Source organism: Paraplanobispora takensis (genome assembly GCF_016863195.1).
Lineage (GTDB): Bacteria > Actinomycetota > Actinomycetes > Streptosporangiales > Streptosporangiaceae > Planobispora > Planobispora takensis.
The window spans coordinates 39,400-61,495 of sequence record NZ_BOOK01000027.1; the positions used below are offsets into that span (position 1 = coordinate 39,400).

21 protein-coding genes are annotated in these 22,096 nt (G+C 72.1%); 8 read left to right on the forward strand and 13 right to left on the reverse strand.

Going from position 1 to position 22,096, the window contains the following annotated elements; all coding sequences use genetic code 11:
• Nucleotides 1-28 precede the first annotated feature (28 nt).
• Nucleotides 29-1,198: a non-hydrolyzing UDP-N-acetylglucosamine 2-epimerase gene (wecB, locus tag Pta02_RS18170; protein ID WP_203876044.1), complete on the forward strand. Its 1,170-nt coding sequence runs from the start codon at nucleotides 29-31 to the stop codon at nucleotides 1,196-1,198.
• A gap of 62 nt (nucleotides 1,199-1,260) precedes the next feature.
• Nucleotides 1,261-3,330, forward strand: coding sequence for a glycosyltransferase family protein (locus Pta02_RS18175; protein ID WP_203876045.1), 2,070 nt, complete (start codon nucleotides 1,261-1,263; stop codon nucleotides 3,328-3,330).
• Nucleotides 3,331-3,468: 138 nt separating this feature from the next.
• Here Pta02_RS18175 and Pta02_RS18180 read toward each other — a convergent pair whose 3' ends face one another.
• From Pta02_RS18180 to Pta02_RS18195, 4 genes are all read right to left on the reverse strand, one after another.
• A complete protein-coding gene (locus Pta02_RS18180; RefSeq protein WP_203876046.1) occupies nucleotides 3,469-4,206 on the reverse strand; it encodes a maleylpyruvate isomerase family mycothiol-dependent enzyme in 738 nt (245 codons plus the stop codon).
• Complete coding sequence (locus Pta02_RS18185) at nucleotides 4,203-4,811, reverse strand: TetR/AcrR family transcriptional regulator (protein WP_203876047.1); 609 nt, start codon at nucleotides 4,809-4,811, stop codon at nucleotides 4,203-4,205. The genes Pta02_RS18180 and Pta02_RS18185 overlap by 4 nt, the downstream gene beginning before the upstream one ends.
• 157 nt (nucleotides 4,812-4,968) lie before the next feature.
• Nucleotides 4,969-5,697 (reverse strand): calcium-binding protein, encoded by a 729-nt coding sequence (locus Pta02_RS18190; protein WP_203876048.1) that lies wholly within the window; start codon nucleotides 5,695-5,697, stop codon nucleotides 4,969-4,971.
• A 183-nt stretch (nucleotides 5,698-5,880) separates the two neighbouring features.
• Nucleotides 5,881-6,918 (reverse strand): acyltransferase family protein, encoded by a 1,038-nt coding sequence (locus tag Pta02_RS18195; RefSeq protein ID WP_203876049.1) that lies wholly within the window; start codon nucleotides 6,916-6,918, stop codon nucleotides 5,881-5,883.
• A 249-nt stretch (nucleotides 6,919-7,167) separates the two neighbouring features.
• Here Pta02_RS18195 and Pta02_RS18200 point away from each other — a divergent pair, with 249 nt between their 5' ends.
• The 4 genes from Pta02_RS18200 (at nucleotide 7,168) to Pta02_RS18215 (ending at nucleotide 11,044) form a co-directional block, all read left to right on the forward strand.
• Nucleotides 7,168-9,669: a nitrate- and nitrite sensing domain-containing protein gene (locus tag Pta02_RS18200; RefSeq protein ID WP_203876050.1), complete on the forward strand. Its 2,502-nt coding sequence runs from the start codon at nucleotides 7,168-7,170 to the stop codon at nucleotides 9,667-9,669.
• A 61-nt stretch (nucleotides 9,670-9,730) separates the two neighbouring features.
• Nucleotides 9,731-10,138, forward strand: coding sequence for a roadblock/LC7 domain-containing protein (locus Pta02_RS18205; protein ID WP_203876051.1), 408 nt, complete (start codon nucleotides 9,731-9,733; stop codon nucleotides 10,136-10,138).
• On the forward strand, nucleotides 10,135-10,482 hold the full coding sequence (locus Pta02_RS18210; protein ID WP_203876052.1) for a DUF742 domain-containing protein: 348 nt from the start codon (nucleotides 10,135-10,137) through the stop codon (nucleotides 10,480-10,482). Before Pta02_RS18205 ends, Pta02_RS18210 begins: the two co-directional genes overlap by 4 nt.
• The gene (locus Pta02_RS18215) at nucleotides 10,463-11,044 is read left to right on the forward strand and encodes a GTP-binding protein (protein ID WP_203876053.1); all 582 of its coding nucleotides are present in this window, start codon (nucleotides 10,463-10,465) and stop codon (nucleotides 11,042-11,044) included. Before Pta02_RS18210 ends, Pta02_RS18215 begins: the two co-directional genes overlap by 20 nt.
• 63 nt (nucleotides 11,045-11,107) lie before the next feature.
• Here the strand turns inward: Pta02_RS18215 and Pta02_RS18220 are convergent, their stop codons facing one another.
• From Pta02_RS18220 to xylA, 6 genes are all read right to left on the reverse strand, one after another.
• Complete coding sequence (locus Pta02_RS18220) at nucleotides 11,108-11,479, reverse strand: DUF742 domain-containing protein (RefSeq protein ID WP_203876054.1); 372 nt, start codon at nucleotides 11,477-11,479, stop codon at nucleotides 11,108-11,110.
• Nucleotides 11,476-11,865, reverse strand: a complete 390-nt coding sequence (locus Pta02_RS18225; protein WP_203876055.1) for a roadblock/LC7 domain-containing protein — start codon at nucleotides 11,863-11,865, stop codon at nucleotides 11,476-11,478. The genes Pta02_RS18220 and Pta02_RS18225 overlap by 4 nt, the downstream gene beginning before the upstream one ends.
• Before the next feature lie 4 nt (nucleotides 11,866-11,869).
• Nucleotides 11,870-14,128 carry a sensor histidine kinase gene (locus Pta02_RS18230; RefSeq protein ID WP_203876056.1) on the reverse strand — a complete coding sequence of 753 codons (2,259 nt, stop codon included), beginning with the start codon at nucleotides 14,126-14,128 and terminating at the stop codon, nucleotides 11,870-11,872.
• Nucleotides 14,129-14,273: 145 nt separating this feature from the next.
• Nucleotides 14,274-14,921, reverse strand: coding sequence for a DUF998 domain-containing protein (locus Pta02_RS18235; protein ID WP_203876057.1), 648 nt, complete (start codon nucleotides 14,919-14,921; stop codon nucleotides 14,274-14,276).
• A gap of 174 nt (nucleotides 14,922-15,095) precedes the next feature.
• Entirely contained in the window at nucleotides 15,096-16,484 is a 1,389-nt protein-coding gene (gene xylB, locus Pta02_RS18240; RefSeq protein WP_203876058.1) for a xylulokinase, read from the reverse strand.
• The gene (xylA, locus tag Pta02_RS18245) at nucleotides 16,481-17,632 is read right to left on the reverse strand and encodes a xylose isomerase (protein WP_203876059.1); all 1,152 of its coding nucleotides are present in this window, start codon (nucleotides 17,630-17,632) and stop codon (nucleotides 16,481-16,483) included. Before xylA ends, xylB begins: the two co-directional genes overlap by 4 nt.
• Before the next feature lie 79 nt (nucleotides 17,633-17,711).
• Here xylA and Pta02_RS18250 point away from each other — a divergent pair, with 79 nt between their 5' ends.
• Nucleotides 17,712-18,977: an ROK family transcriptional regulator gene (locus tag Pta02_RS18250; RefSeq protein ID WP_203876060.1), complete on the forward strand. Its 1,266-nt coding sequence runs from the start codon at nucleotides 17,712-17,714 to the stop codon at nucleotides 18,975-18,977.
• Nucleotides 18,978-19,019: 42 nt separating this feature from the next.
• Here the strand turns inward: Pta02_RS18250 and Pta02_RS18255 are convergent, their stop codons facing one another.
• Nucleotides 19,020-19,484, reverse strand: coding sequence for a MarR family winged helix-turn-helix transcriptional regulator (locus tag Pta02_RS18255; protein ID WP_203876061.1), 465 nt, complete (start codon nucleotides 19,482-19,484; stop codon nucleotides 19,020-19,022).
• Nucleotides 19,485-19,562: 78 nt separating this feature from the next.
• Here Pta02_RS18255 and Pta02_RS18260 point away from each other — a divergent pair, with 78 nt between their 5' ends.
• Nucleotides 19,563-20,072 carry a VOC family protein gene (locus tag Pta02_RS18260; RefSeq protein WP_203876062.1) on the forward strand — a complete coding sequence of 170 codons (510 nt, stop codon included), beginning with the start codon at nucleotides 19,563-19,565 and terminating at the stop codon, nucleotides 20,070-20,072.
• A 26-nt stretch (nucleotides 20,073-20,098) separates the two neighbouring features.
• Here Pta02_RS18260 and Pta02_RS18265 read toward each other — a convergent pair whose 3' ends face one another.
• The gene (locus Pta02_RS18265; protein ID WP_203876063.1) at nucleotides 20,099-20,749 is read right to left on the reverse strand and encodes a response regulator transcription factor; all 651 of its coding nucleotides are present in this window, start codon (nucleotides 20,747-20,749) and stop codon (nucleotides 20,099-20,101) included.
• Nucleotide 20,750: 1 nt separating this feature from the next.
• Nucleotides 20,751-22,046 (reverse strand): sensor histidine kinase, encoded by a 1,296-nt coding sequence (locus tag Pta02_RS18270; protein WP_203876064.1) that lies wholly within the window; start codon nucleotides 22,044-22,046, stop codon nucleotides 20,751-20,753.
• Between the last annotated feature and the right edge of the window lie 50 nt (nucleotides 22,047-22,096).

The following is a 22,096-nucleotide window of genomic DNA, read 5'->3' on the forward strand; positions in this document are numbered from 1 at the left end:
CCCCACTCCCACATGAAAGGCGAGGTCAATGAGGGACTCCGCCCCTTCGCAGGCGACGCCGGCCCCCGACGATCCCCTCGTCCTGCACGTGCTGGGCGCCCGCCCGAACTTCGTGAAGGCGGCCCCCGTGATGCGCGGTCTCGCCGACCTGGGAGTGCGGCAGGGCATCGTCCACACCGGTCAGCACTACGACGCGCTGATGTCGGACGTGTTCTTCGCCGATCTCGGCCTCCCCGAGCCGATCGCCAACCTGGGCGTGGGCTCCGGCTCGCACGCCGCGCAGACGGCGGCGCTGCTCACCGGCCTGGAAAGCGTCGTGCTGGAGCACGATCCCGCGCTGGTCGTCGTCTACGGCGACGTGAACTCGACGCTGGCCGCGATCCTGGTCTGCGCCAAGCTCCGGATCCCGACGGCGCACGTCGAGGCGGGCCTGCGCTCGTTCGACCGGGGCATGCCCGAGGAGGTCAACCGGGTCGTCACCGACGCCCTGTCCGACATCCTGTTCGCCACCTCCCCGGACGCCCTGTCCCACCTGGCGAACGAGGGCGTGGACCCCGCGCGCGTCCACCTCGTCGGCAACCCGATGATCGACAGCCTGTTCTCCGCGCTCGACCGCCTCGACCCGGCCCCGGTGCGCGAGCGCCTCGGGCTGCCCGGACGGTACGGCGTGGCGACCCTGCACCGCCCGGCCAACGTCGACGACCCCGCCGCCGCCGGGGAACTGGTCGACGCCGTCCTGCAGGTGAGCGAGCGCCTGCCGATCGTGGTCCCGATCCACCCGCGCGGCCGCGAGCGCCTGGCCGCGGCCGGGCTGGTCACCGGCGGGAACCTGCTGATCGTCGACCCGCTGGGCTACGTCGACTTCCTGTCGCTGGTGCGGGGCGCGACCCTGGTCGTCACCGACTCCGGCGGCGTGCAGGAGGAGACGACCATGCTGGGCGTGCCCTGCCTGACCGTCCGCCCCAACACCGAGCGGCCGATCACGGTCACCCACGGCACCAACCGCCTGGTGACCCCGGCGCTGCTGCCGGCCGCCGCGGACAAGGCCCTGGCCGACGGCGCGACCACGCCCTCGGGCGAGCTGCCCCCGCTCTGGGACGGCAAGGCCGGTCCCCGGATCGCCCGGGTGATCGCGTCCTGGCTCGCCGGGGAGAACCTCTCTCCGGCGTCGCAGGCCGTACCGCCCAAATCCCTGTAAAAGCACCTTTTCAGTGCGGCGCAGGCCGTACCCTGGCACGACCCCGGACGAAGGCGATTCCCATGACTTCCCCCGCGAGCGAAGAGACCCCTGAAGAGCCGGCGTTCCGACGGCTCGGGCCGGTCAACTGGCTGCCCGAGGAGCGCAAGGTCATCGAGCGCTTCGAGGAGCGCGTGCGGGACCTGGAGCGCCGTCTGGCCATCGCCGAGGCGCGTGCGGACTACGCCCAGTGGAAGCTGGAGTCGACCAAGGCCCAGCGGCCCTACCGGGTGGCCGAGGCGCTGACCGGCTCCCGGGGTCCGGGGATGGTGCAGCTGCCCGGCAAGCTCAAGGCCGCGATGAAGCCCCGCAAGGGGCCCAAGGCGCCGCGGCCGGTGGCGGAGGTCGTCGCGGAGCTGGACGACCGCGGCCCGGTCGCGGACGTGCCCCAGGTGAAGTGGCCGTCCGGGCCGATCGTGCGGCCGGACATGAAGGTCGCGGTCATCCTGGACGACTTCTCGCGGATGGCGTTCAAGTACGAGTGGGACCAGATCGAGTTCGGGCTGCGCGACTGGCCGGAGATCTTCGCCGAGCGCCGGCCGGAGCTGCTGTTCGTGGAGTCGGCCTGGCACGGCAACCAGGGCCGCTGGCGCTATCAGATGACCGGGACCAACGCGCCCAAGCCCGAGCTGCGCGCGCTGATCGACTGGTGCCGGGAGGAGGGCATCCCGACGGTCTTCTGGAACAAGGAGGACCCGCCCAACTTCGACTTCTTCATCGACACGGCCAAGCTGTTCGACTACGTGTTCACGTGCGACGGCGACATGGTGCCGAAATATCGCGAAATATTGGGACACGATCGGGTCGACGTCCTGCAGTTCGCGGCCCAGCCCCGGGTGCACAACCCGATCCAGGACAGGCAGGGGCGCCTGCACGACGTCGTCTTCGCGGGCATGTACTTCCGGGACAAGCACCCCGAGCGCCGCGAGCAGATGGAGACCGTCCTCAACCCGATCCGCGAGCTCGGCCTGCACATCTTCGCCCGCAACGGGACCGTGGACGCCAAGTACGCCTGGCCGGAGAAGTACGTCCCGCACATCGTGGGCGAGCTGCCCTACGACCGGATGCTGGCCGCGTACAAGATGTACAAGGTCTTCCTCAACGTGAACTCGGTGCTCGACTCGCCGACCATGTGCGCCCGCCGCGTCTTCGAGCTGTCGGCCTGCTCGACCTCGGTGGTCTCCGGCTGGTCCCGCGCCATCGAGGAGACCTTCGGGGACCTGATCCCGATCGCCCACGACGAGCTGGAGTCCTACAACCAGGTCCTGCACCTGATCAACAGCCCCGAGCTCCGCGCCCGCCAGGGCCACCTCGCCATGCGCGAGGTCTTCGACAAGCACCTGTTCTCCCACCGCGTGGACCAGATCCTCCAGCTCCTCGGCAAGCCCGTCACGCCGCGGACCCGGTCGGTCTCGGTGGTGCTGCCGACCAACCGCGCCTCCCAGATCGAGCACGCCATCTCCTCGGTGGCCCGGCAGATCCACCGGCCGCTGCAGCTGGTGATGGTCCTGCACGGCCTGGACATCGACCCGGTGGTCGTGGCCGACAAGGCCCGCATGGCCGGGATCTCCGACGTGGTGGTGCTCCCCGCCGACCCGTCGATGTCGCTCGGCGCGTGCATGAACACGGGCATCGCGGCGGCCGAGGGCGAGCTGATCGCCAAGATGGACGACGACAACCTCTACGGCGCGCACTACCTGTCCGACCTGGTCCGCGCCTTCGACTACTCCGAGGCCGAGCTGGTGGGCAAGGGCGCGCACTACGCCTACTTCGAGAGCCGCAACACCACGATGCTGCGCATGCCGGGCCTGGAGCACCGCTACGCCTGGCTGGTCCAGGGCGGCACGTTCCTCGGCAAGGCCGACATGTTCCGCCACTACGGCTTCGAGGACGTCACCCGCGGCGAGGACACCCGCCTGGTCAAGCGCCTGAAGGAAGACCGCGTCAAGATCTACTCCGCCGACCGGTTCAACTTCGTCTACTGGCGCAGCGGCGACCCGGCGATGCACACCTGGCAGCCCGACGACCACAAGCTGACCCGAGGCGCCCAGTTCTCCTTCGTCGGCCACCCCGAGGCCCACGTGATGATCTGAGTACGGCGGCCGGAGTGCGGTGGGCGGCTGAAGCGCGGGCGCGGGCCGTACGGTGACCGGCCTGTCCCGGGACCGCCCGGCGGGCGATCTCGCACATCGCGCCGGCTTCCCGCGACGCCGACCGGATGACCGGTCTCTCTAGAAGGGAACCTGCCGGCCCAGCAGCCCGGTGCCGGTGCCGCGGCCGGACAGGATCCGGCAGAACTCCACCGCGTCGAGGGAGATCTCCTCGCCGCCGTCACCGCCGCTGAAGTCGCCTCCCGCCGGGCCGTGCAGCGTCAGGACGTACGGCCGGCCGTGACGACGCGCCCATTCCTCGACGACGTCGGCCACGATGCGGCCGTCGTGCTCGGCGGTGAGGACCATCTCGCGCCCGGTCGCGCGGGAGACGTCGACGCGGTGCATCCAGGTGTCGCGGGTGAGGATCACATCGAACAGATAGCCCAGCCGCCACTTCTCCCTGGCCCCGTCGAACTCCTGCGACATCGCGATCCGCCGCAGCGGCGCGGGCAGCCTGCGGCGGGCGCGGGAGGCTCGGGGGGCCGCGGCGGTGAGCCGGTCGACCAGTTCGCCGTGGGTCAGGTGGGCGCGCTCGGCGACCTGGACCTCGGTCATGCCGTCGATGACGGGCCGGCCGGCCGCGGCCTTGCTCCCCGCGCGGCCGACGTGGGAGAACTCCCGGACCGAGCAGGTGAGCTCCATCATCCCGAGCACGTGGCCGACCAGCGCGCGGACGTCCCAGGCGGGGCAGTCGGTCGGTTCGGACCAGTCCCCGGGCTCCAGCGAACGGACGAGATCGACGAAGCGGTCGTTCTCGGCGGCGCTCAGGGCCGCCGCCTGACGGTGCTCGATCCGCGGGATCTGTGTGATGGTCATGGTCCGTCACCTGCTTTCATACGTTTCGAGATGTGGGCGAAGTACATCTCCATGGCCTCATCGAGCAGCCGGATCCACCGGTCTCCTCCGGGGTCGTTGGAGATCTGCTGGTCGGTCAGCCCGGTCACGACCGCGGTCAGCAGGTCCAGGGACTCCTGGCCGGTGATGCCGATCCCGGCCAGCATCCGCCGGAGCTCCTCCAGTCCCTTCACCGAGATGGCGAAGGCCTCGGCGGACGGTTCGAATCCCGGGATGGTCCTCTGGAACAGCAACTGGTAGCGCGTCGGATCCTCGGTGCAGAAGCCGACGAAGGACCGGGCGATCACCTTCAGGTCCGCCAGCGTGTCCCCCGTGGACCCGACCTCCTCCTGCTCCTTCAGGAACTCGCGGCACCCCTGGGCGAACATCGCGTCGTAGACGGCCTCCTTGGAGGCGAAGTAGGAGTACAGCGAGGGCGGGCGCATCCCCACTCTGTGGGCCACATCACGCAACGTCAGCCCCGCGAGACCCGCGGCACGGGCGATCTCCCACGCCGCTTCGAGGATCTCCGCCTTCGTACCCTCGTGACGTTCGGCTTTCCTATCCCTAATCGGTTCTCCTAACATAATTAGGAGACTCGTACGTCATTAGCCTCTCGTCAAGAGGGAGCAGGAAATCGGGCCACCGCCCTCGTCGTTCCGGCGGCCGGTGGCCGGTAAGGGTTCTCGTGCCGAGGCTCGCGGTCCCCGTCTCGGGGGCCGCGAGCCTCGGGTCGTTCGGGGTTTACTCGCAGTTGGTCTCGGTGTCGGTGCCGGCTCCGCCGTTGCAGGAGTCGGTTCCGGCGCCGCCGTTCAGGGTGTCGGGACCCGCGCCGCCGTTGAGGTCGTCGGTTCCGGCGTTGCCGTTGAGCTCATCGGCGCCTCCGTTGCCGTTGAGCTCGTCGTTCCCGGCGCCGCCGCTCATGTCGTCGTTCCCGGCTCCGCCGTTGAGCTCGTCGTTCCCGGCGTTGCCGAACATCTCGTCGTCACCGCCGTTGCCGAACATGACGTCGTTCCCGCCGCCGCCGCGGAGGTCGTCGTTGTCAGCGCCGCCGCGGATGTCGTCGGCCACACCGGCGCCGCGGAGGTCATCCTCGCCGTCGCCGCCCCGCAGGACCGCCCGCCTGGGAGCGGTGACCCGCACGCTGTCGTCGCCGTCACCGGCGGCCACGTGGATGCGGGTGACGGTCGCCGCCAGGCGGCGCGCGTCGTTGCCGGAGGCCAGGCAGCCGGCGCCCACCACGACGTCACCGGCCCCGTCCCGGATGAAGATGCTGTTGTTCTCCAGCTCGATGACCACCTCGTTGTCGACGCCGTCGGCCGCCGTGTAGCGGAGCTCACCGGAGCCGGCGTTGAAGGTGCAGGTACCGGCGTCGGCGAACGCGGTGGCGGCGGAGGCGGGCAGAGCCTGCGTACCGGCCAGCGTCAAAGCCGCCACCGACAGCAGGGCGCCGATGATGCTTTTCCTTGCCATGATCCTTGTCCTCCTGTCGCGCCCGAAAAGAGCGCACTCGGGCTTTCCCACCCGCTCGACGCTAGGGAGGAGGACGCCTGCGGCACCTCGGGAGACGAGCCGGGGATGTCCCCGGTGCCGCAGCCGGGGCGAGGGCCCGCCGATCGGGGGCCGGATCGGGGGACGGAGCCGCCGTCGGGACGGTCAGGCCCCCTGGCCCGGACGCCTCAGGCGGGTGAAGGCCCAGTTCATCCGGGGCTCGACCGCCCAGCGGGTCACCCGGCGCACCGGCGGCGTGCACAGCGCCGCGGCCAGGCCGGCGCCGGCGGCCGCGATCGCGGCCACTCCCCAGGGGGTCTCGGCCCAGTCGCCGTGGAAGCGCTCGGCGACCTTCACCACGAAGCCGTGGAGCAGGTAGGCGTACATGGTCGCCGCACCCAGCCCGGAGTACCACGTCCGGCGGGAGGGGACGGCCGCGAGGAACGCGGCGACCAGGAGCGCGCCCGCGGCCAGCATCGCCAGCCGGATCAGGCTGCCGGTGAGGTCGTCCACCCCGATCGCCTGGTTGGCGTGCCGCCAGCGGATCCACTCGGTCGGCACCTCGGTGTGCACGGCCAGGGCGAGCACCGCCCCGGCCGCCAGCGTGACCGCCCCCGCGACCCGCACCGCCCGCCGCCTGAGCCGGGCGAAGTGCTCGGGCCGCAGCATCAGGCCGAGCACGTAGAAGGGGAGCAGCCCGAGCGTGCGGTTCATCGACAGCTCGTCCGGCAGGGCGCTCGTCCCCGACAGCAGCGACAGTCCCACCGCGACCACCAGCGGCCACCTGAGCTGCTGCCAGACCGGGGTGGACAGCCGCCACAGGAACAGCGACATCAGGAACCAGGTCAGGTAGTACGGGTCGAGGAGGCTGACGTCGAGCCTGCCGTACATGATCAGCCGGGGGAGGGAGTAGGCCAGCTCGAAGATGACGTACGGCACGGCCAGCGTGCTGATCAGCTTGCGCGCCTTGCCCGAGGAGAAGGTGAAGTTGCGCGACAGATAGCCACTGAGCACGATGAACAGCGGCATGTGGAACACGTAGACGTAGAAGTACGCGGCATGGGCGACCGCCACGTCCCGCAGGTCCTCGATCAGGTGGCCGGAGACCACGAGGGCGATCGCCAGGAACTTGGCGTTGTCGAAGAACGGGTCGCGGGCGGTCTCCCCGGGGGAGGGCGGCCGGACGGGGCTGGCGACGCTCACAGCCCCCGGACCCTAACGATGGCGGCGCGGCCCTCCGGCCAACACAGGATGAAAGCCCGGAAAACTCATCGACACATGATGTGTCAGGACAAACGGTGAGTCGTCTGTTCAGTTACGGAACGGAGGAGATGTGAGGGCTTCACTGCGCCGGAAGCCCATCAATGCTAGTCTCTGTCCGATCTTCCGGAGGCATATTCCATCCCCTAACGCCGCAAGCCTCCACACACTCAGAGGTTGGGACGAGTGGGCATGGGCTCTGGAAACCGCTCGATTCGGTTCAAGATCTTCTTGCTGCTGCTCCTGCCCCTGCTCACCCTGAGCGCGCTGTGGGGCTTCGTCCTCAACCTCACCGTCGGCGAAGGCGCGGCCCTGCTGCGATCCGACCGGCTCTACGCCACGATCGGCGTCACCTCCACCGAGCTGGGGACGCAGTTGCAGGCCGAGCGCGCCCAGTCGTCGGTGGTGATCACCTCGCGGGTCCGCACCAGCGGCTTCGGCGAGCAGCGCGGGCGCACCGACCGGGCGGTCGAGCGCTTCCGCGACGCCGTCGCCGGATACGAGCCGGCGAGCCGGGAACTCGACGCCTCCCTGAAGTGGACGCTCAGCCGGCTCGACACCCTCGGGCAGGTCCGGGCCGGGATCGACGACGGGCAGAGCCCCCGGCTGGCCGTGCTGACGCGCTACAACCAGATCCTCGACGCGGTGTTCCTCCTGTACGACCAGCTCGTCGCCGTCCCCGACCTGACGATCTTCCAGCAGGCCACGGCGATGCAGTCGATGGGCCACGCCCGGGAGATGATGGCCAGGGAGAACGCGCTGATCAGCGGCGCGCTGATCGACCTGCGCCTGACCGCCGAGGAGCGCGCCGCCTTCGCCGAGTACGCCGCCGCCCGCGACTTCCTGCACACGCGCGGCCTGTCCACGCTGGACGTCACGCTCGGCAGGCCCTACCGCGAGACCCTCGGCTCCACCGCCTTCGACAGGTTCACCGCGCTGGAGCGGGCCGTCGTCGCGGGCGAGGGCGACCGCCTGCCCGCCGAGGCCGAGCGCTGGAAGGAGGTCGCGACCCCGCTGACGACCCGCCTCGACCAGCTCGGCGCCGCCTCCGGGACCGCCCTGGCCGAGCAGTCCGGGTCCCTGTCCACCGGGATCGTGATCCGGATCGCCGTGGCCGGGGGCATCGGCCTGATCGCGGTGGCCGCGTCCATCGTGATCTCGGTCCGCTTCGGCCGCCGCCTGGCGGACGAGCTGGCCGGCCTGCGCTCCACCGCGCTCGAACTGGCGGACGTACGGCTGCCGCGCCTGGTGACGCGGCTGCGGCGCGGTGAGGAGGTGGACGCCGACGCCGACGCCCCGCTCATCGAGGTGAAGGGCTCGGCCGAGGTCCGCGACGTGGCCCAGGCGTTCGGCTCGGTGCAGCGCACCGCGGTCGAGGCGGCCGTCGGCCAGGCCGACCTGCGCCGCGGCGTCAGCCAGGTCTTCGTCAACCTGGCCCGCCGCAAGCAGGGTCTGCTCCACCGCCAGCTCACTCTGCTCGACAGCATGCAGCGGCGGGCCACCGACCCCGACAGCCTCGACGACCTGTTCCAGCTCGACCACCTGACCACGCGCATGCGCCGCCACGCGGAAGGACTCATCATCCTGTCCGGCGCCGCGCCCGGCCGCGCCTGGAGCAGGCCCGTGCCGGTGGTCGACGTCGTACGGGCCGCGATCGCCGAGGTCGAGGACTACAAGCGGGTCAACGTGGCGCCGCTGTCGGACGTCCTGCTCGACGGAGAGGCCGTCGCCGACATCACGCACCTGGTCGCCGAGCTCATCGAGAACGCCACGATCTACTCACCCCCGCAGACCATGGTGACGGTGCGCGGTGACGTGGTGGCCAACGGGTTCGCCGTCGAGATCGAGGACCGGGGCCTGGGCCTGGGCACCGTGGACTACGCGGAGATCAACGCGCGGCTGGCCGACCCGCCCGAGTTCGACCTGGCCGACAGCGACCGGCTGGGCCTGTTCGTGGTGGGCCAGCTCGCCGCCCGGCACGGGATCAGGGTGGTCCTGCGCTCCTCGCCGTTCGGCGGCACCACGGCCATCGTGCTCATCCCGCGCAGCGTGATCGCCGAGACCCCCTCGCCGCTGTCCATCACCGCCGAGCGCCTCGACGAGCGGCCCGCGGAGCTCCGGCTGGAGCCGGCCCCGGTGGCCGCGCTCGCGCCGGCGCCCTCCGCCGCCCCGGCGGGCACCCGTGCCCGGAACTCCGCGGGCAACGGTTCCCCGGCCTCGCCGGGAGCCGGCCTGCCGCGCCGTACGAGGAAGGTCCCCCGCACCTCGGACACGCCCGGGAGCGACGTCCCGGAGCCCCAGGCCGCGCCGACCCTCACCGTGGTGCCCGAGGTGACGACTCCGAACGGGACCTCGAACGGGACCGCGGAGGCGGCGGAGTCCCCGGCCGGCGAGAGCACCCGCCCCCGTGCCCTGCCCCGTCGCGTGCGGCAGGCGAACCTGGCCCCCCAGCTGCGCCAGGATCCCCCGGCGGAGCCGGAGAAGACCACCGGACCGGAGGAGCAGACCGCCGGGCCGGAGCGGGAGCCGGAGGAGACCTCCGGACCGGAACGGGATCCCGGGACGGCGGCCGACCACCGTCCCGAGCAGGCCCGCGCGCTGTTCTCCGCTTTCCAGGAGGGCACGCGCCGCGGACGCGCGGAGCACCCGAACGACTTCGCACCCCATCAGACAGGCGAAAAGGAGGACATGTGACCGGGCGCAGCGAGGGCGTCGAAAACGGCATCATGGTCATGAGTCCTACAGAGGAGGTCACATGGCCGGAAAAGTGAGCAACACCGGCGAACTCAACTGGCTCCTCGACGACCTGATCAGCCGGGTGGGCGCGGTACGGCAGGCGGTGATCCTGTCCACCGACGGGCTCGCCATGGGATTCTCCAAGGGCCTCAGCCGCGAGGACGCCGAGCACCTGTCCGCCGTCGCCGCGGGCTTCCAGAGCCTGGCGCGCGGCGCGGGACGCCACTTCGGCGGCGGCGACGTCCGCCAGACCATCGTGGAGATGGAATCGGCCTTCCTGTTCGTCACGGCCGCCGGGCAGGGAACCTGCCTGGCCGTGCTGAGCAGTTCCGACGCCGACGTCGGCCACATCGCCTACGAGATGGCGATGCTGGTCAAGCGGGTCGGGCAGCACCTCTCGACCAATCCACGCCAAGGCTCGTCATGACCCGCTGGATGGATGAGGAGGCCGGACCGGTCGTCCGGCCCTACGCGCTCATCGGAGGCCGGACCCGGTCCTCCGGTGACGCCCTGGACCTGGTAGCCCTGGTCACCGCGACCGGGGCCGCGCCGTCCGGCGGCTTCGTCCCCGGGCCGGAGCAGGAACGGATCCTCACCCTGGTCACCGGGGCGACCTCGGTCGCCGACGTCGCCTCGGAGCTGGACCTGCCGCTGGGCGTGGTCCGCGTCCTCCTCGGCGACCTGCAGGACCACGGCCTCATCTCCATCGGACGCGCCTCGGCGAGTGAGCGCATTCTCAAGGAAGTGATCAATGGACTTCGAGCCCTCTGACGAGCCCGTCGCGCTCAAGATTCTCATCGCGGGCGGCTTCGGTGTGGGCAAGACCACGCTCGTCGGTGCGATCAGCGAGATCCGCCCCCTGCGCACCGAGGAGGTGCTGTCCGACCGCGGCATCGGCATCGACGACGTCGAGGGCGTGGAGGGCAAGACGACGACCACGGTGGCGATGGACTTCGGCCGCATCACCATCCGGGAGGGCCTGGTCGTCTACCTGTTCGGCACGCCCGGCCAGGAGCGGTTCTGGTTCATGTGGGACGAGCTGTCGTACGGCGCGCTGGGCGCGGTCGTGCTGGCCGACACCCGGCGGCTGACCGACTGCTTCCCCTCGATCGACTATTTCGAGCAGCGGGGCACGCCGTTCATCGTGGCGGTCAACTGCTTCGACGGCGCGGACCGTTACGACGCCGAGGACGTGCGCTCGGCTCTCGACCTCGACCCGGACGTACCGGTGCTGTTGTGCGACGTACGGCGCCGCGCCTCGGCCAAGACCGTGCTGATCACGCTCGTGGAGCACTCGCTCAAGGTGCTGACCGCGAGCCAGTCCTCCTCCTGACGCGCTCCTGAGGCAAGTGGGCGGCGGCTTCCGATCCCCCGGACGGGAGCCGCCCGCCGCGCCCTACAGGGCGCGCAGGCCGTTGATGACCTCCTGCAGGAGGCTCTGCGCGGGCGAGGAGGCGGCCGTCACCGGCTGCCTGACCAGGATCAGGCCCTGGTCCAGCAGGTCGCCCAGCAGCACTCTGATCACGCCGACCGGCAGCTCGACCTCGGAGGCGATCTCCACGATCGGGCGGGCCCGCCCGACCACGCCGAGCAGCCGGCGGTGCTGCGAGCCCAGGTTCGCCCGGGGCGAGATGGTGGCGCCGGTGGCCACCACCATCGACAGCAGGTCGAAGGCCGTCGAGGACGGCCTGGTCCGGCCGCCGGTCATGGCGTAGGGGCGGACCACCGGGCCCGCCTCCTCGTCTATCCACTCGATTTCGTCGCTCATTGTCCCGCCGTCCGTGGTCCGGTGGCCAGGTGCTGCCCGACCCGGCTGACCAGGCGGGCCATCTCATATGCGATCAGGCCGACGTCGGCGGCCCCGCTCGTCATGACGCACAGGCAGCTGCCCTGACCGGCCGAGGTGACGAACAGGAAGGCGGAGTCCATCTCCACCATCGTCTGCCGTACGCTGCCGCCGCCGAACTGCAGGCTCGTGCCCTTGGCCAGGCTCTGGAAGCCCGAGGCCACGGCCGACAGATGGTCGGCGTCCTCCTTGCTGAGCCCGCGCGACGACGCCATCATCAGCCCGTCGTTGGACAGGATCAGCGCGTGCGAGACGTCCGCCACGCTCGTGACGAAGTCATCCAAAAGCCAATACAGCTCACCCGGCACGTGGTCAAGCCCCTTCCCCACCAGTGTGTTCGCTTTCCGACCGCCCACGCCGCCATCCCGACTGCAGCGAGCTCAGCAACGCCCTCGCCTCTTCCGGCGACCTCTCCGCCTTCTGCGGGCTCTCGTGCGTGGTCTCGTCGGCCGGGACCCGTCCGGGCTCCTGGCGCAGGCTCGGCGCGAGGTTCGCCTGGCGCACCCGGCGGGGCAGCCCGCCGTTGCGCCGCTGCGGCGTCCTGCGCTCGTCCAGCTCGGAGTGCGCCCGGGCCGCCGGGATCTGCGCGGCCAGTCCGGGCAGCCCGGACAGGTCGTCGGGGGCGACGCTCCGGACGGGCTCGGCGGCCGCGCCCGATCCGAAGTGCCCGAAGTGCGGCTCGCCCGCTCCCGTCAGCACCGGCTCCGGCACGCCCAGCAGGGGCTCGGGGATCAGGATGACCACCCCGGTCCCGCCGTACGGCGAGGGGCGCAGCACGACCTTGACCCCGTGCCTGGCGGCCAGCAGGCCGACCACCGAGAAGCCCAGTCGATCGGTCTCCGCCGGGTCGAACTCCGGCGGGCTGGCCAGCCTCGCGTTGATCGCGTCGCGCTTGTCCTGCGGCAGGCCCAGGCCCCGGTCCTCGATCTCGACCGCGAAGCCCCGGCCCACGCGCTCGCCGCGGACCGACACCTCGGCGCCGGGCGGGGAGAAGACCGTCGCGTTCTCGATGATCTCGGCGAACAGGTGCATCATGTCGGCCACCGCGCCGCCGACCAGCGTGCCGTCGGGCATCGGGTAGATCCGCACCCGGGCGTAGTCCTCGACCTGGGCGGCCGCGCCGCGCAGCACGTCCTCCATCGGGACCGCCGAACGCCACCGGCGGCCGACCGCGCCGCCGGACAGGATCACCAGGCCCTCGGCGTGGCGGCGCATGCGGGTCGTGAGGTGGTCCAGGACGAACAGGTTCTCCAGCGCCTGCGGGTCCTCGGTCTGCTTCTGCATGCCGTCCAGCAGCTTGAGCTGGCGTTGCAGCAGGCCCTGCTTGCGCCGGGCGAGGTTGCGGAAGGCGTGGGCGACGCCGTCGCGGAGCCGGGCCTGCTCCACGGCCGCGTCCACCGCGCGGCGCCCGACGCTGTCGAAGGCGGCGGCCACGGCGTGCACCTCTGCGGTGCTGCCCAGCCGCTCGATCCCGGGCACCTCCGCCGCCACGTCCACGTCCTGGCCGCGCCGCAGCCGCTCCATGATCCGGGGCAGGCGCGTCTCGGCCATCTCCACGGCCGCCTGCCGCACCCCGGCCAGCTCGCGGGTGAGCCCGCGGCCCATCCGGTAGGAGACGGCCAGCGACACGATCACCGCCACCAGGCCCAGGGCGCCTGCGGCTCCGGCCCTGACGAAGATGGTGACGGCCGGGGGCACCGCCCGGTCGGTCAGGATCACGGTCGCCTTGCTGATGTTCACCTGGATGGCGGCCTCCAGGTCGTCGGCGACGCTCCGCCAGGCCGCGTGCCGTACGGCCTCACCGGCCAGCAGGCGCTCCTCCATGGCGGTGAAGCGGGTGTACACCGGCGAGCCCACCACCTCGGTGAAGGGGTCGCCCAGCTCCGCCTGCATGTCGGCCATGGCCTGGTTCAGCAGGAAGTTCCGGGTGGTGGAGAACTCCCTGAACAGCTGCAGCTCGCGGGGGGACAGCGGCCGCTCCTGGGCCGTCGCCCCGGCGGCGATCGCGCGCTGGCGGGTCAGGAAGTCCTTGGAGTAGCCGATGTCGATCACGGCCTGCGTCTCGGGATCGTTGTCGATCGCCATGATGGAGACGAGCCGCCGGAACACGTCGGGCACCGGCGCGAACTCCCGGGGGAGGTCGGCGATCTCGATGCGGCCCTCGTCGATCTTGGCCCGGGTCGCGTCGAGCTGACCGACGCGGGTCACCAGCGCGTCGAAGAGGACCTTCATCTCCGGGGTCAGAGCCGACTGCGTGGACTCCTCCGCCGAGTCCTCGCGGAGCCTCTCCCGGGCCTGGTCGGTCGTCGTGCGCTGGCTGGCGAGCGTCGCGCGGTCGGCGTCCGAGCGGCTGGCCAGATACTCGGCCGACATGAGGTGTTCGCGCTGCAGGGCGATGAGGAGCGCGTCACCGGGTTTGATGACGCCGTCGTGGAGCGCGCTGACGTTGAGCATGCCGACCGCGTCGCCCACCGTCGTGGTGGCCGCGAAGCCCCACAGCGCCACCAGGGAGGTGAGGGGGACGACCAGGAGCGCCGAGACCTTGAACCGGATGGACCTGCTCGATGCCATGTCACCTCGACGGCTCGGTCTGGGAGCGCCAGAGGAGGGGACCCCTCCGGGCGATCGCTAGATCGCCGACGAGGATAGCACTGACCTGTCCTGTTACTTTGTCCTATTTGTGATAAGTCAGGAAACAGTCATGTAAGGTGACAAGTCATCCCAGAGTGACCTGAGCGGCACGCGTGCTGCGGACCCAGGTCAGCTGGAGGAGCCGTACGGCCAGCAGGCCGACGAGCGCGACCTCGGCGCCCAGCAGCACCCGCTCGACCAGACCGATCAGCACCCGGTCCCCGGGCAGCGCCACATAGGTGATCGCCAGCACCCCGAACCCGCCGGCCAGCGAGAGCCACTCCACCGGCCGGGCCACCGCCCGCCACCGCTCGTCCTCGGCGAAGCGCCCCACCATCAGCGCCCCCGCCACGGGCATCGCGACGAACGCCATGATCGACACGTAACGGTGCACCTGCGCGCCCGTGTCCAGCGCCAGCCCCGGCGCGGTGGTCGGCACGAGCGCGATGAGCACCAGCGCCCCGCTCCACACCAGCATCAGCCGCTCCGCGAGCGCCCCCACCGGCGCCTTCGCCGTGCGCAGGCCCGCGACCAGCGCGAACGAGGCGATCCCCAGCGACAGCATGGAGAACTCGGTCGCGCCGCCGCGGTCCAGCACGGCGTACTCGCTGATCGTCAGGTTCAGCGGGTCCAGATAGGGGTCGGGGTCGATCTGCCCCACCACCGCCGCGACGGCCGCCATCAGGATGCCCACGCAGGCGATCAGGGGGTAGAACATCTTCAACCGGAGCATGTCCCCACACTGTCCCCGGAGCACCCCCACGAACATCGGGAACGGCCCCTGGCCCGACCCTGACCCGTCCCTGAGATCCCACCCGCGAGACCCCGGCCGGCGGGGAGCGGCCGGACCCCGCACTCCCCCTCACGCCGGTACGGCGGGCGCGGGATCCGGCACGGCATCGGAGGATCAGCTCAGGCCGCGGACCTCGGCGTAGCGGGCCCTCACGGAAGGGGCGGGGTCGGCCTCGTAGACCTCGGTCCCGCCCGCCGGCCAGGTGGGCGGCTCCTCGCTCCCGGCCAGCAGCCAGGCCGCCTGGCGCGCCGCCCCGTCGGCGACGTACTCCCCGGGCGTGGGCACGACCACCGGCCGGCCGAAGACGGCCGGGGCGATCCGCCGTACGGCCTTCGACCTGGCCCCGCCGCCGATCAGCAGCACCCTGGCCGGGTCGATCCCCAGCGCGTCGAAGGCGTCCGCCAGATGGCAGAGCATGCCCTCGACCGCCGCCCTGGCCAGATGGGCCGGGGTCGAGGTGCCCAGGGTCAGGCCGTGCAGCGACCCGGTCGCGTCGGGCAGGTTCGGGGTCCGCTCCCCCTCCAGGTAGGGCACGCAGACCAGGCCGCCCGCCCCCGAGGGCGCGGACAGGGCCAGCTCGTCCAGCCGGTCGAGGCCGACGCCGAGCATCCGCGCGGCGGCGTCGAGCACCCGGGCCGCGTTGAGCGTGCACACCAGCGGCAGGAACCGCCCGGTCGCGTCGGCGAACCCGGCCACGATCCCGGTGGGGTCCGCGCTCGGGGTCCGCGCGACCGCGAACGCCGTACCGGAGGTCCCGATCGAGACCACCACGTCCCCGGGCAGCGCCCCCACCCCGAGGGCCGCGGCCATGTTGTCCCCGGTGCCGGGCGCGAGCCGTGCGCCCGGACCGGGGTCGCGGGCGAGGCGGACCTCGCCCGCGCCGTCCCGGGGGTCCAGCACCCTGGGGAGCTGCGGGACGGAACCGAAGGCGGCCCGGAGCAGGTCGGTCCGGTACTCCCCGGTCGCGGGGGACCAGTAACCGGTTCCGGACGCGTCACCGCGGTCGGTGACGAGCTCCCCGGCCGCGCCGCCCAGCCGCCACGTCAGCCAGTCGTGCGGCAGGCACACCGAGGCGGTACGGCGGGCGCTGTCCGGCTCGTGCTCGGCCAGCCAGCGCAGCTTGCTCACCGTGAACGACGCGACCGGCACGCTGCCGACCGCCTCGGCCCACTTCGCCGGCCCGCCCAGTTCCTCCACCAGGTCCACGGCGGCGCGCGCCGACCGGGTGTCGTTCCAGAGCAACGCCTTTCTCACGACTTTTCCGGACTCGTCGAGGCAGACCATGCCGTGCTGCTGCGCCGCCACGCTCACCGCCGCGACGTCGTCCAGCCCGCCGGCCTGCTCGATCGCCTCCGACAGCGCCGTCCACCAGGCCTCCGGATCGACCTCGGTGCCGTCCGGATGGGCCGCCCGGCCCTGGCGGACCAGGGCGCCGGTCCCGGCGTCCCTGATCACGACCTTGCAGCTCTGGGTGGAGGAGTCCACCCCGGCCACGAGCGTCATCCGCGCACTCCGAGCAGGTGCTCCAGGGCGAGCTGGTTCAGGCGCGTGAAGTGGAAACCGCGCTCGGCGGCGGCGTCGAGGTCGAAGTCGTCGCGGGCCAGGTCCTCGACGGTCTCGCCGGGGGCCAGCGTGGGCTGGGCCAGCTCGTCGACCCGGCTGGCGGCCAGCGCCTCCCGGACCTCGGGGTCGGCGCGGAAGGCCTTCGACTTCTCCTTCAGGATCAGGTAGGTGCGCATGTTGGCGGCGGCCGACTCCCACACGTCGGCGGCGTCGTCGGTGCGCAGCGGCTTGTAGTCGAAGTGCCGGGGGCCGTCGTAGCCGCCGTTCTCCAGCAGGTCGACCAGGAAGAACGCGCTCTTGACGTCGCCGTGGCCGAAGATCAGGTCCTGGTCGTACTTGGGACCGTGCTGGCCGTTGAGGTCGATGTGGAAGAGCTTGCCGTGCCACAGGGCCTGGGCGATGCCGTGCACGAAGTTGAGCCCGGCCATCTGCTCATGGCCCACCTCGGGGTTGAGGCCGACCCGCTCGGGGTGCTCCAGCTCGTTGATGAAGGCCAGCGCGTGGCCGACGGTCGGCAGCAGGATGTCGCCGCGCGGCTCGTTCGGCTTGGGCTCCAGGGCGAACCGGATGTCGTAGCCCTTGTCGATCACATAGGAGGTCAGCAGGTCGAGCCCCTCCTTGTAACGGTCGAGCGCGGCCTTGACGTCCTTGGCGGCGTCGGACTCGGCGCCCTCCCGGCCGCCCCAGCAGACGTAGGTGGTCGCGCCCAGCTCGGCGGCCAGGTCGATGTTGCGGATGACCTTGCGCAGCGCGTAGCGCCGGACGTCGCGGTCGTTGCTGGTGAACGCGCCGTCCTTGAAGACCGGGTGGGTGAACAGGTTGGTGGTGGCCATCGGGACCTTGAGCCCGGTCTCGGCCAGCGCCCCCTTGAACCGCTCGATCGCCTTGTCCCGGTCGGGCTCGACGGCCAGCAGGTCGTCGTCGTGGAAGGTCACGCCGTACGCGCCGAGCTCGGCGAGCCTGTGGACCGACTCCACCGGGTCGAGCGCGGCGCGGGTGGCGTCGCCGAACGGGTCGCGGGCCTGCCATCCGACCGTCCACAGGCCGAAGGTGAAGCGGTCCTGCGGGGTGGGCGTGTAGGCGTTCATGAGGCGGTCCTCCGATTTAATCCACGTTATGGACTTAATATGAGTGCGGAGAGTGGGATCGTCAAGGGGTGGGTGTTCCATGACACAGGCCGTGCGCCACGACTCGATGCGCGCCCGCAATCTGGGCCTGGTCCTCGGCGAGGTCCGCAGGAGCGGCCCGGTCACCCGCGCCGCGCTGGCGGAGATCACCGGCCTGACCAAGACGACCGTGTCCAAGATGGTCGGCGACCTGCTCGACGCCGGGATGGTCACCGAGACCGGCACGCTCCGCGACGGCGAGCGCGGCCGACCCGGCACGGCGGTCAGCCTGAGCGGCGGGCGGGTGGCGGCGCTCGGTCTGGAGATCAACGTCGACTACCTCTCCGCGTGCGTCGTGGACCTCGCCCTGACCGTACGGCTCCGTTATACACAGGCTGTGGACAACAGGGCCGCGTCACCTGTGGAAACCCTCGCCCGCCTGCAAAAACTTATCCACAGGGCTGTGGACGAAGCCCGGGCGGCCGGGCTCGTCATCGCCGGTTCCACTCTCGCGGTCCCCGGCCCCGTCAACGGCGGCCTGCTGCACAGCGCCCCCAACCTCGGCTGGCACGACGTCCGCGTCGGCGACCTGCTGGAGACCGGCGGCGAACCGCCGGGCGTGGAGGTGGAGAACGAGGCCAACCTCGCCGCGCTGGGCGAGCTCTGGTTCGGCACCGGCCACGGCGACTTCCTGCACGTGTCCGGGGAGATCGGCATCGGCGCCGGCCTGGTGGTCGGCGGCGCGCTCTTCCGCGGCGCCCGGGGCCTGGCGGGCGAGCTGGGACACGTGGTCGTCTCCCCCGACGGGCCCGCCTGCCGCTGCGGCGGCCGGGGATGCCTGGAGCAGTACGCCGGGCAGGAGGCCCTGCTGCGCGCCGCCGGCCTCCCCGCCCCGGCCCCCAGGACCGCCCCGGAGGCGACCTCCCCGGACGACGCCGTCGCGACCTCGGGCACCCCCGCGGCCCCGGGCGGCGTGGCGGAGCTGGTCGGCCGCCTGCGGGACGGCGACGGTCCCGCGCTGGAGGCCTGCGCCCGCGCCGGGCGGGCCCTGGGCATCGCGCTCACCTCGGCCACCCACCTGCTCGACCCCGGCACCATCGTGCTGGGCGGCGTCTTCGCGCCGCTGTTCCCCTGGATCTCCGGCCCGGTCCGCGACACGATGACCGGGCGGCTGACCGCGATGCGCCACGCCGTACCCGAGATCGCCGTCTCCCGGCTCGGCGCCGACGCGGCCACCCTCGGGGCGGCCGGGCAGGTCATCCACCGGGTCATCGCCGACCCGGGGCTCCACCTGGCCGCGGCCCGCGCGGTTCCCGCCCCGCGGTGAAGCGGGCGCCCGGGGGGCCGGGCGCCGCGGCGGAGCGGGCCCTCAGGAGGCCGGGTCCTGCAGCACCGCGTCGTGCAGGATCTCCATGCAGATCTCGGCGAGCTGCCCGACCTGTTCGGGGCCGAGCCGGTCGAACAGGGTCCGCCGTACGGCCTCGACATGACCGGGCGCGGCCGCGACCAGGACCGCGAGCCCTTCGTCGGTGAGCACCGCCCAGCTCACCCGCCTGTCGCTCTCGCACGGCACGCGCCGTACCCAGCCGCGTTCCTCCAGCCGCGCCACCGCGTGCGAGAGCCTGCTCGGCGAGGAGCCCACGCTCCCCGCCAGTTCGCTCATGCGCATCTTGCGCTTTTCCGCCTCGGACAGCCGCACCAGGATCGCGTAGTAGGTGTGCGGCATCCCGGAGTCCCGTTGCAGCTGGCGGTCCAGCTCCTCCTGAATGCGCTGTGAGGCGGCCAGGAACGCCCTCCAGGTGCGTTGCTCGCCGTCGTCCAGCCATCTCGTCATGGGTCAAGCCTAGTTGAGGCCTCAATCGTCGAAAGGTACAATGCTTGAGAGTTCAACTTTCCACCTCGGGGAGGGACCATGCCGGTCCAGCGTCTCAACCACGCGGTCCTGTTCGTGCGCGACGTCGAGCGCAGCGTCGCCTTCTACCGGGAGGCCCTCGGCTTCGAGGTCGTCATGGGGATGCCGGGCGCGGCGTTCCTGCAGGCCTCGGGCTCGACCAACGACCACGACCTCGGCCTGTTCGAGATCGGCGCGCAGGCGGGCCCCTCCGGCGCGGGACGCTCCACCGTCGGGCTCTATCACCTGGCCTGGGAGGTGGACACCCTGGAGGAGCTGGAGCGGATCGCCGTCAAGCTCGCGGAGCTCGACGCCCTGGTCGGCGCCTCCGACCACTCCACCACCAAGGCGCTGTACGCCAAGGACCCCGACGGGCTGGAGTTCGAGGTCTCCTGGCTGCTGCCCGCCGACCTCATCACCCCGGAGGTCCTGGAGGGGCGCAAGGGCATCAAGCCCCTCGACATCGCCCGCGAGAAGGAGAGGTACGGCGCGCGGACCCGCGGCGGCCTCGGGATCTCCATCCCCGTCTGACGGCCGCGCCGCCGGTGCCGGCCGCGTCAGCCGCGGGAGCCGGCGTCCCGGACGAGCAGGGCGGCCTGGACGCGGTTCGAGCAGCCGAGCTTGGCCAGGATCCGGCTCACGTAGGTCTTGATGGTCGTCTCGCTCATGTTCATCCGGCGGCCGATCTCGGCGTTGGACAACCCTTCGGCCAGCAGGCCCGCCACCTCCGACTCCCGGGGGGCCAGCGCCGCCAGCAGGCCGGCCGCCTCCCTGCGGCGGTGGGCCTCGCCCGGCGTGACCATGTCCAGGACCGTCCGGGCCACCGCGGGGGACAGGTAGGCGTCCCCGCGGTGCGCCGCCCGGACCGCGCGGATCAGCTCGTCGGGCGTGCAGTTCTTGAGCAGGAAACCGGCCACGCCGTTCTGCACGGCGCGCAGCACGTTCGGCTCCGCGCCGAAGGCCGTGAGCACCACGGTCCGCAGCCCCGGCATCCGGCGGCGCAGCTCCTCGGCCGCGCCCAGGCCGTCCAGCACCGGCATGTTGATGTCGACCAGCGCCACGTCGGCCCGGCACCTGATCGCCCCCTCGACGGCCGCTCTGCCGTCCGCCGCCTCGGCGACCACCTCGATGTCGCCCGCCGACTCCAGCACGGTGCGGATGCCGGCCGTGATCAGCGGCTCGTCGTCGGCGACCAGGACCCTGATCACCTCATCTCACCCCCACCGCGACGCCCGCGGACAGGATGCCGATCATCGCGATCGCCGTGAGGAGGCCGAGCGCGACCGTGCGGGCGCGTTCCGCCCCGGACGGCCCGCCGGAGATCTCTCCGGGGGCCTCCCCCTCGGCCGTCTCCGCACCGGCGGCCGGCACCATCGCGAAGAGCCGGAACTCCCCGGCCGACCCTCGGTGGTCCAGGAACCCGCCGGCGAGCCGTACCCGCTCACCCAGCCCGGCCAGGCCGTGCCCGGAACCGCCGGGGCCCGCGGGGGCCGGGCGGCCCGGTGCGGGGCCGGAGACGGTGACCGGCGAGACCGGACGGTCCGGTACGGGGTTGGACACGGTGACCAGCAGCGCGTCCGGCTCCCACGCGGCGCTCACCGCGACCGGCAGGCCCGGGGCGTGCTTGACCGCGTTGGTCAGCCCCTCCTCGACCACCCGGTACACCGCCTGCCCCGCCTCCGGGGACAACGCCCGGGCCTCCCCCCGCCACCGCAGCTCCACCGTGACCCCGGCCGCCCGGAACCCCTCCAGCAGCGTTGCGAGGGTCTCCGCGCCGAACGACCGTGCGGGCGGCGGCTCGTCCTGCGCCCGCAGCGCCCCGACCAGCTCGTACAGCTCGTCCATCGCGGCGCGCGCCGCTCCCGCCAGCTGCCGGACCGCCTGCCGTTCCGCGGCGGGCAGCGGCGACACCTCCAGCGCCGCCGCCTGGACCGACACGAGGCTGAGCCGGTGCCCGAGGGAGTCGTGCATGTCCCGGGCGATCCTCAGCCGCTCGCGCAGCCGCTCCCGCTCGGCCAGGAGCTCCCGTTCCTGCCGGAGCCGCCGGTTGTGCCGGTCGAGCGTCGAGACCAGCCGCTCGTGCTGGGCGAGGTACCGGCCGACCAGCAGCGGCAGCGCGGCGAACACGAGATAGGCGTACACGAAGGAGGGGGCCTCCGTCACGGACGGGGGCAGGAGCACGAGCTGCACGGCGAGGCCGCCGGACGCCGCGCCGACGGCCACGGCCAGGCCCCGCCGCGAGGTGATCCCGCGCCCGGCGTGGTAGGCGGTCCACAGCAGGAGGAAATACGTGCCGCCGGTCAGCGAGGCGAGGGTCAGCGCGGACACGAACGCCCCCGCCGGGGACCGGCGGCACAGCACGATCACCAGCCCCGCGGCCAGCGCGTATCCCGCCGTGCCCCACGACAGCAGAGCGCCCTGTCCCCTGGTCACCACGAGCGCCGTGTCGGCCAGGACCACGACGACGGCGAGGAGGTGTCGGCCCGTGCTGCGGTGTCGGCCCATGCTGCGCAGACTACGTCCCGGCCGCCGTTCCGGCTCGCCTGTCGACTTTC

Coding starts and splice junctions, on each gene's coding strand:
- wecB (WP_203876044.1), top strand. CDS start 29: ATGAGGGACTCCGCCCCTTCGCAGGCGACGCCGGCCCCCGACGATCCC.
- Pta02_RS18175 (WP_203876045.1), top strand. CDS start 1,261: ATGACTTCCCCCGCGAGCGAAGAGACCCCTGAAGAGCCGGCGTTCCGA.
- Pta02_RS18180 (WP_203876046.1), bottom strand. CDS start 4,206: ATGACCATCACACAGATCCCGCGGATCGAGCACCGTCAGGCGGCGGCC.
- Pta02_RS18185 (WP_203876047.1), bottom strand. CDS start 4,811: ATGTTAGGAGAACCGATTAGGGATAGGAAAGCCGAACGTCACGAGGGT.
- Pta02_RS18190 (WP_203876048.1), bottom strand. CDS start 5,697: ATGGCAAGGAAAAGCATCATCGGCGCCCTGCTGTCGGTGGCGGCTTTG.
- Pta02_RS18200 (WP_203876050.1), top strand. CDS start 7,168: ATGGGCTCTGGAAACCGCTCGATTCGGTTCAAGATCTTCTTGCTGCTG.
- Pta02_RS18205 (WP_203876051.1), top strand. CDS start 9,731: ATGGCCGGAAAAGTGAGCAACACCGGCGAACTCAACTGGCTCCTCGAC.
- Pta02_RS18210 (WP_203876052.1), top strand. CDS start 10,135: ATGACCCGCTGGATGGATGAGGAGGCCGGACCGGTCGTCCGGCCCTAC.
- Pta02_RS18215 (WP_203876053.1), top strand. CDS start 10,463: ATGGACTTCGAGCCCTCTGACGAGCCCGTCGCGCTCAAGATTCTCATC.
- Pta02_RS18220 (WP_203876054.1), bottom strand. CDS start 11,479: ATGAGCGACGAAATCGAGTGGATAGACGAGGAGGCGGGCCCGGTGGTC.
- Pta02_RS18230 (WP_203876056.1), bottom strand. CDS start 14,128: ATGGCATCGAGCAGGTCCATCCGGTTCAAGGTCTCGGCGCTCCTGGTC.
- Pta02_RS18235 (WP_203876057.1), bottom strand. CDS start 14,921: ATGCTCCGGTTGAAGATGTTCTACCCCCTGATCGCCTGCGTGGGCATC.
- xylB (WP_203876058.1), bottom strand. CDS start 16,484: ATGACGCTCGTGGCCGGGGTGGACTCCTCCACCCAGAGCTGCAAGGTC.
- xylA (WP_203876059.1), bottom strand. CDS start 17,632: ATGAACGCCTACACGCCCACCCCGCAGGACCGCTTCACCTTCGGCCTG.
- Pta02_RS18250 (WP_203876060.1), top strand. CDS start 17,712: ATGACACAGGCCGTGCGCCACGACTCGATGCGCGCCCGCAATCTGGGC.
- Pta02_RS18255 (WP_203876061.1), bottom strand. CDS start 19,484: ATGACGAGATGGCTGGACGACGGCGAGCAACGCACCTGGAGGGCGTTC.
- Pta02_RS18260 (WP_203876062.1), top strand. CDS start 19,563: ATGCCGGTCCAGCGTCTCAACCACGCGGTCCTGTTCGTGCGCGACGTC.
- Pta02_RS18270 (WP_203876064.1), bottom strand. CDS start 22,046: ATGGGCCGACACCGCAGCACGGGCCGACACCTCCTCGCCGTCGTCGTG.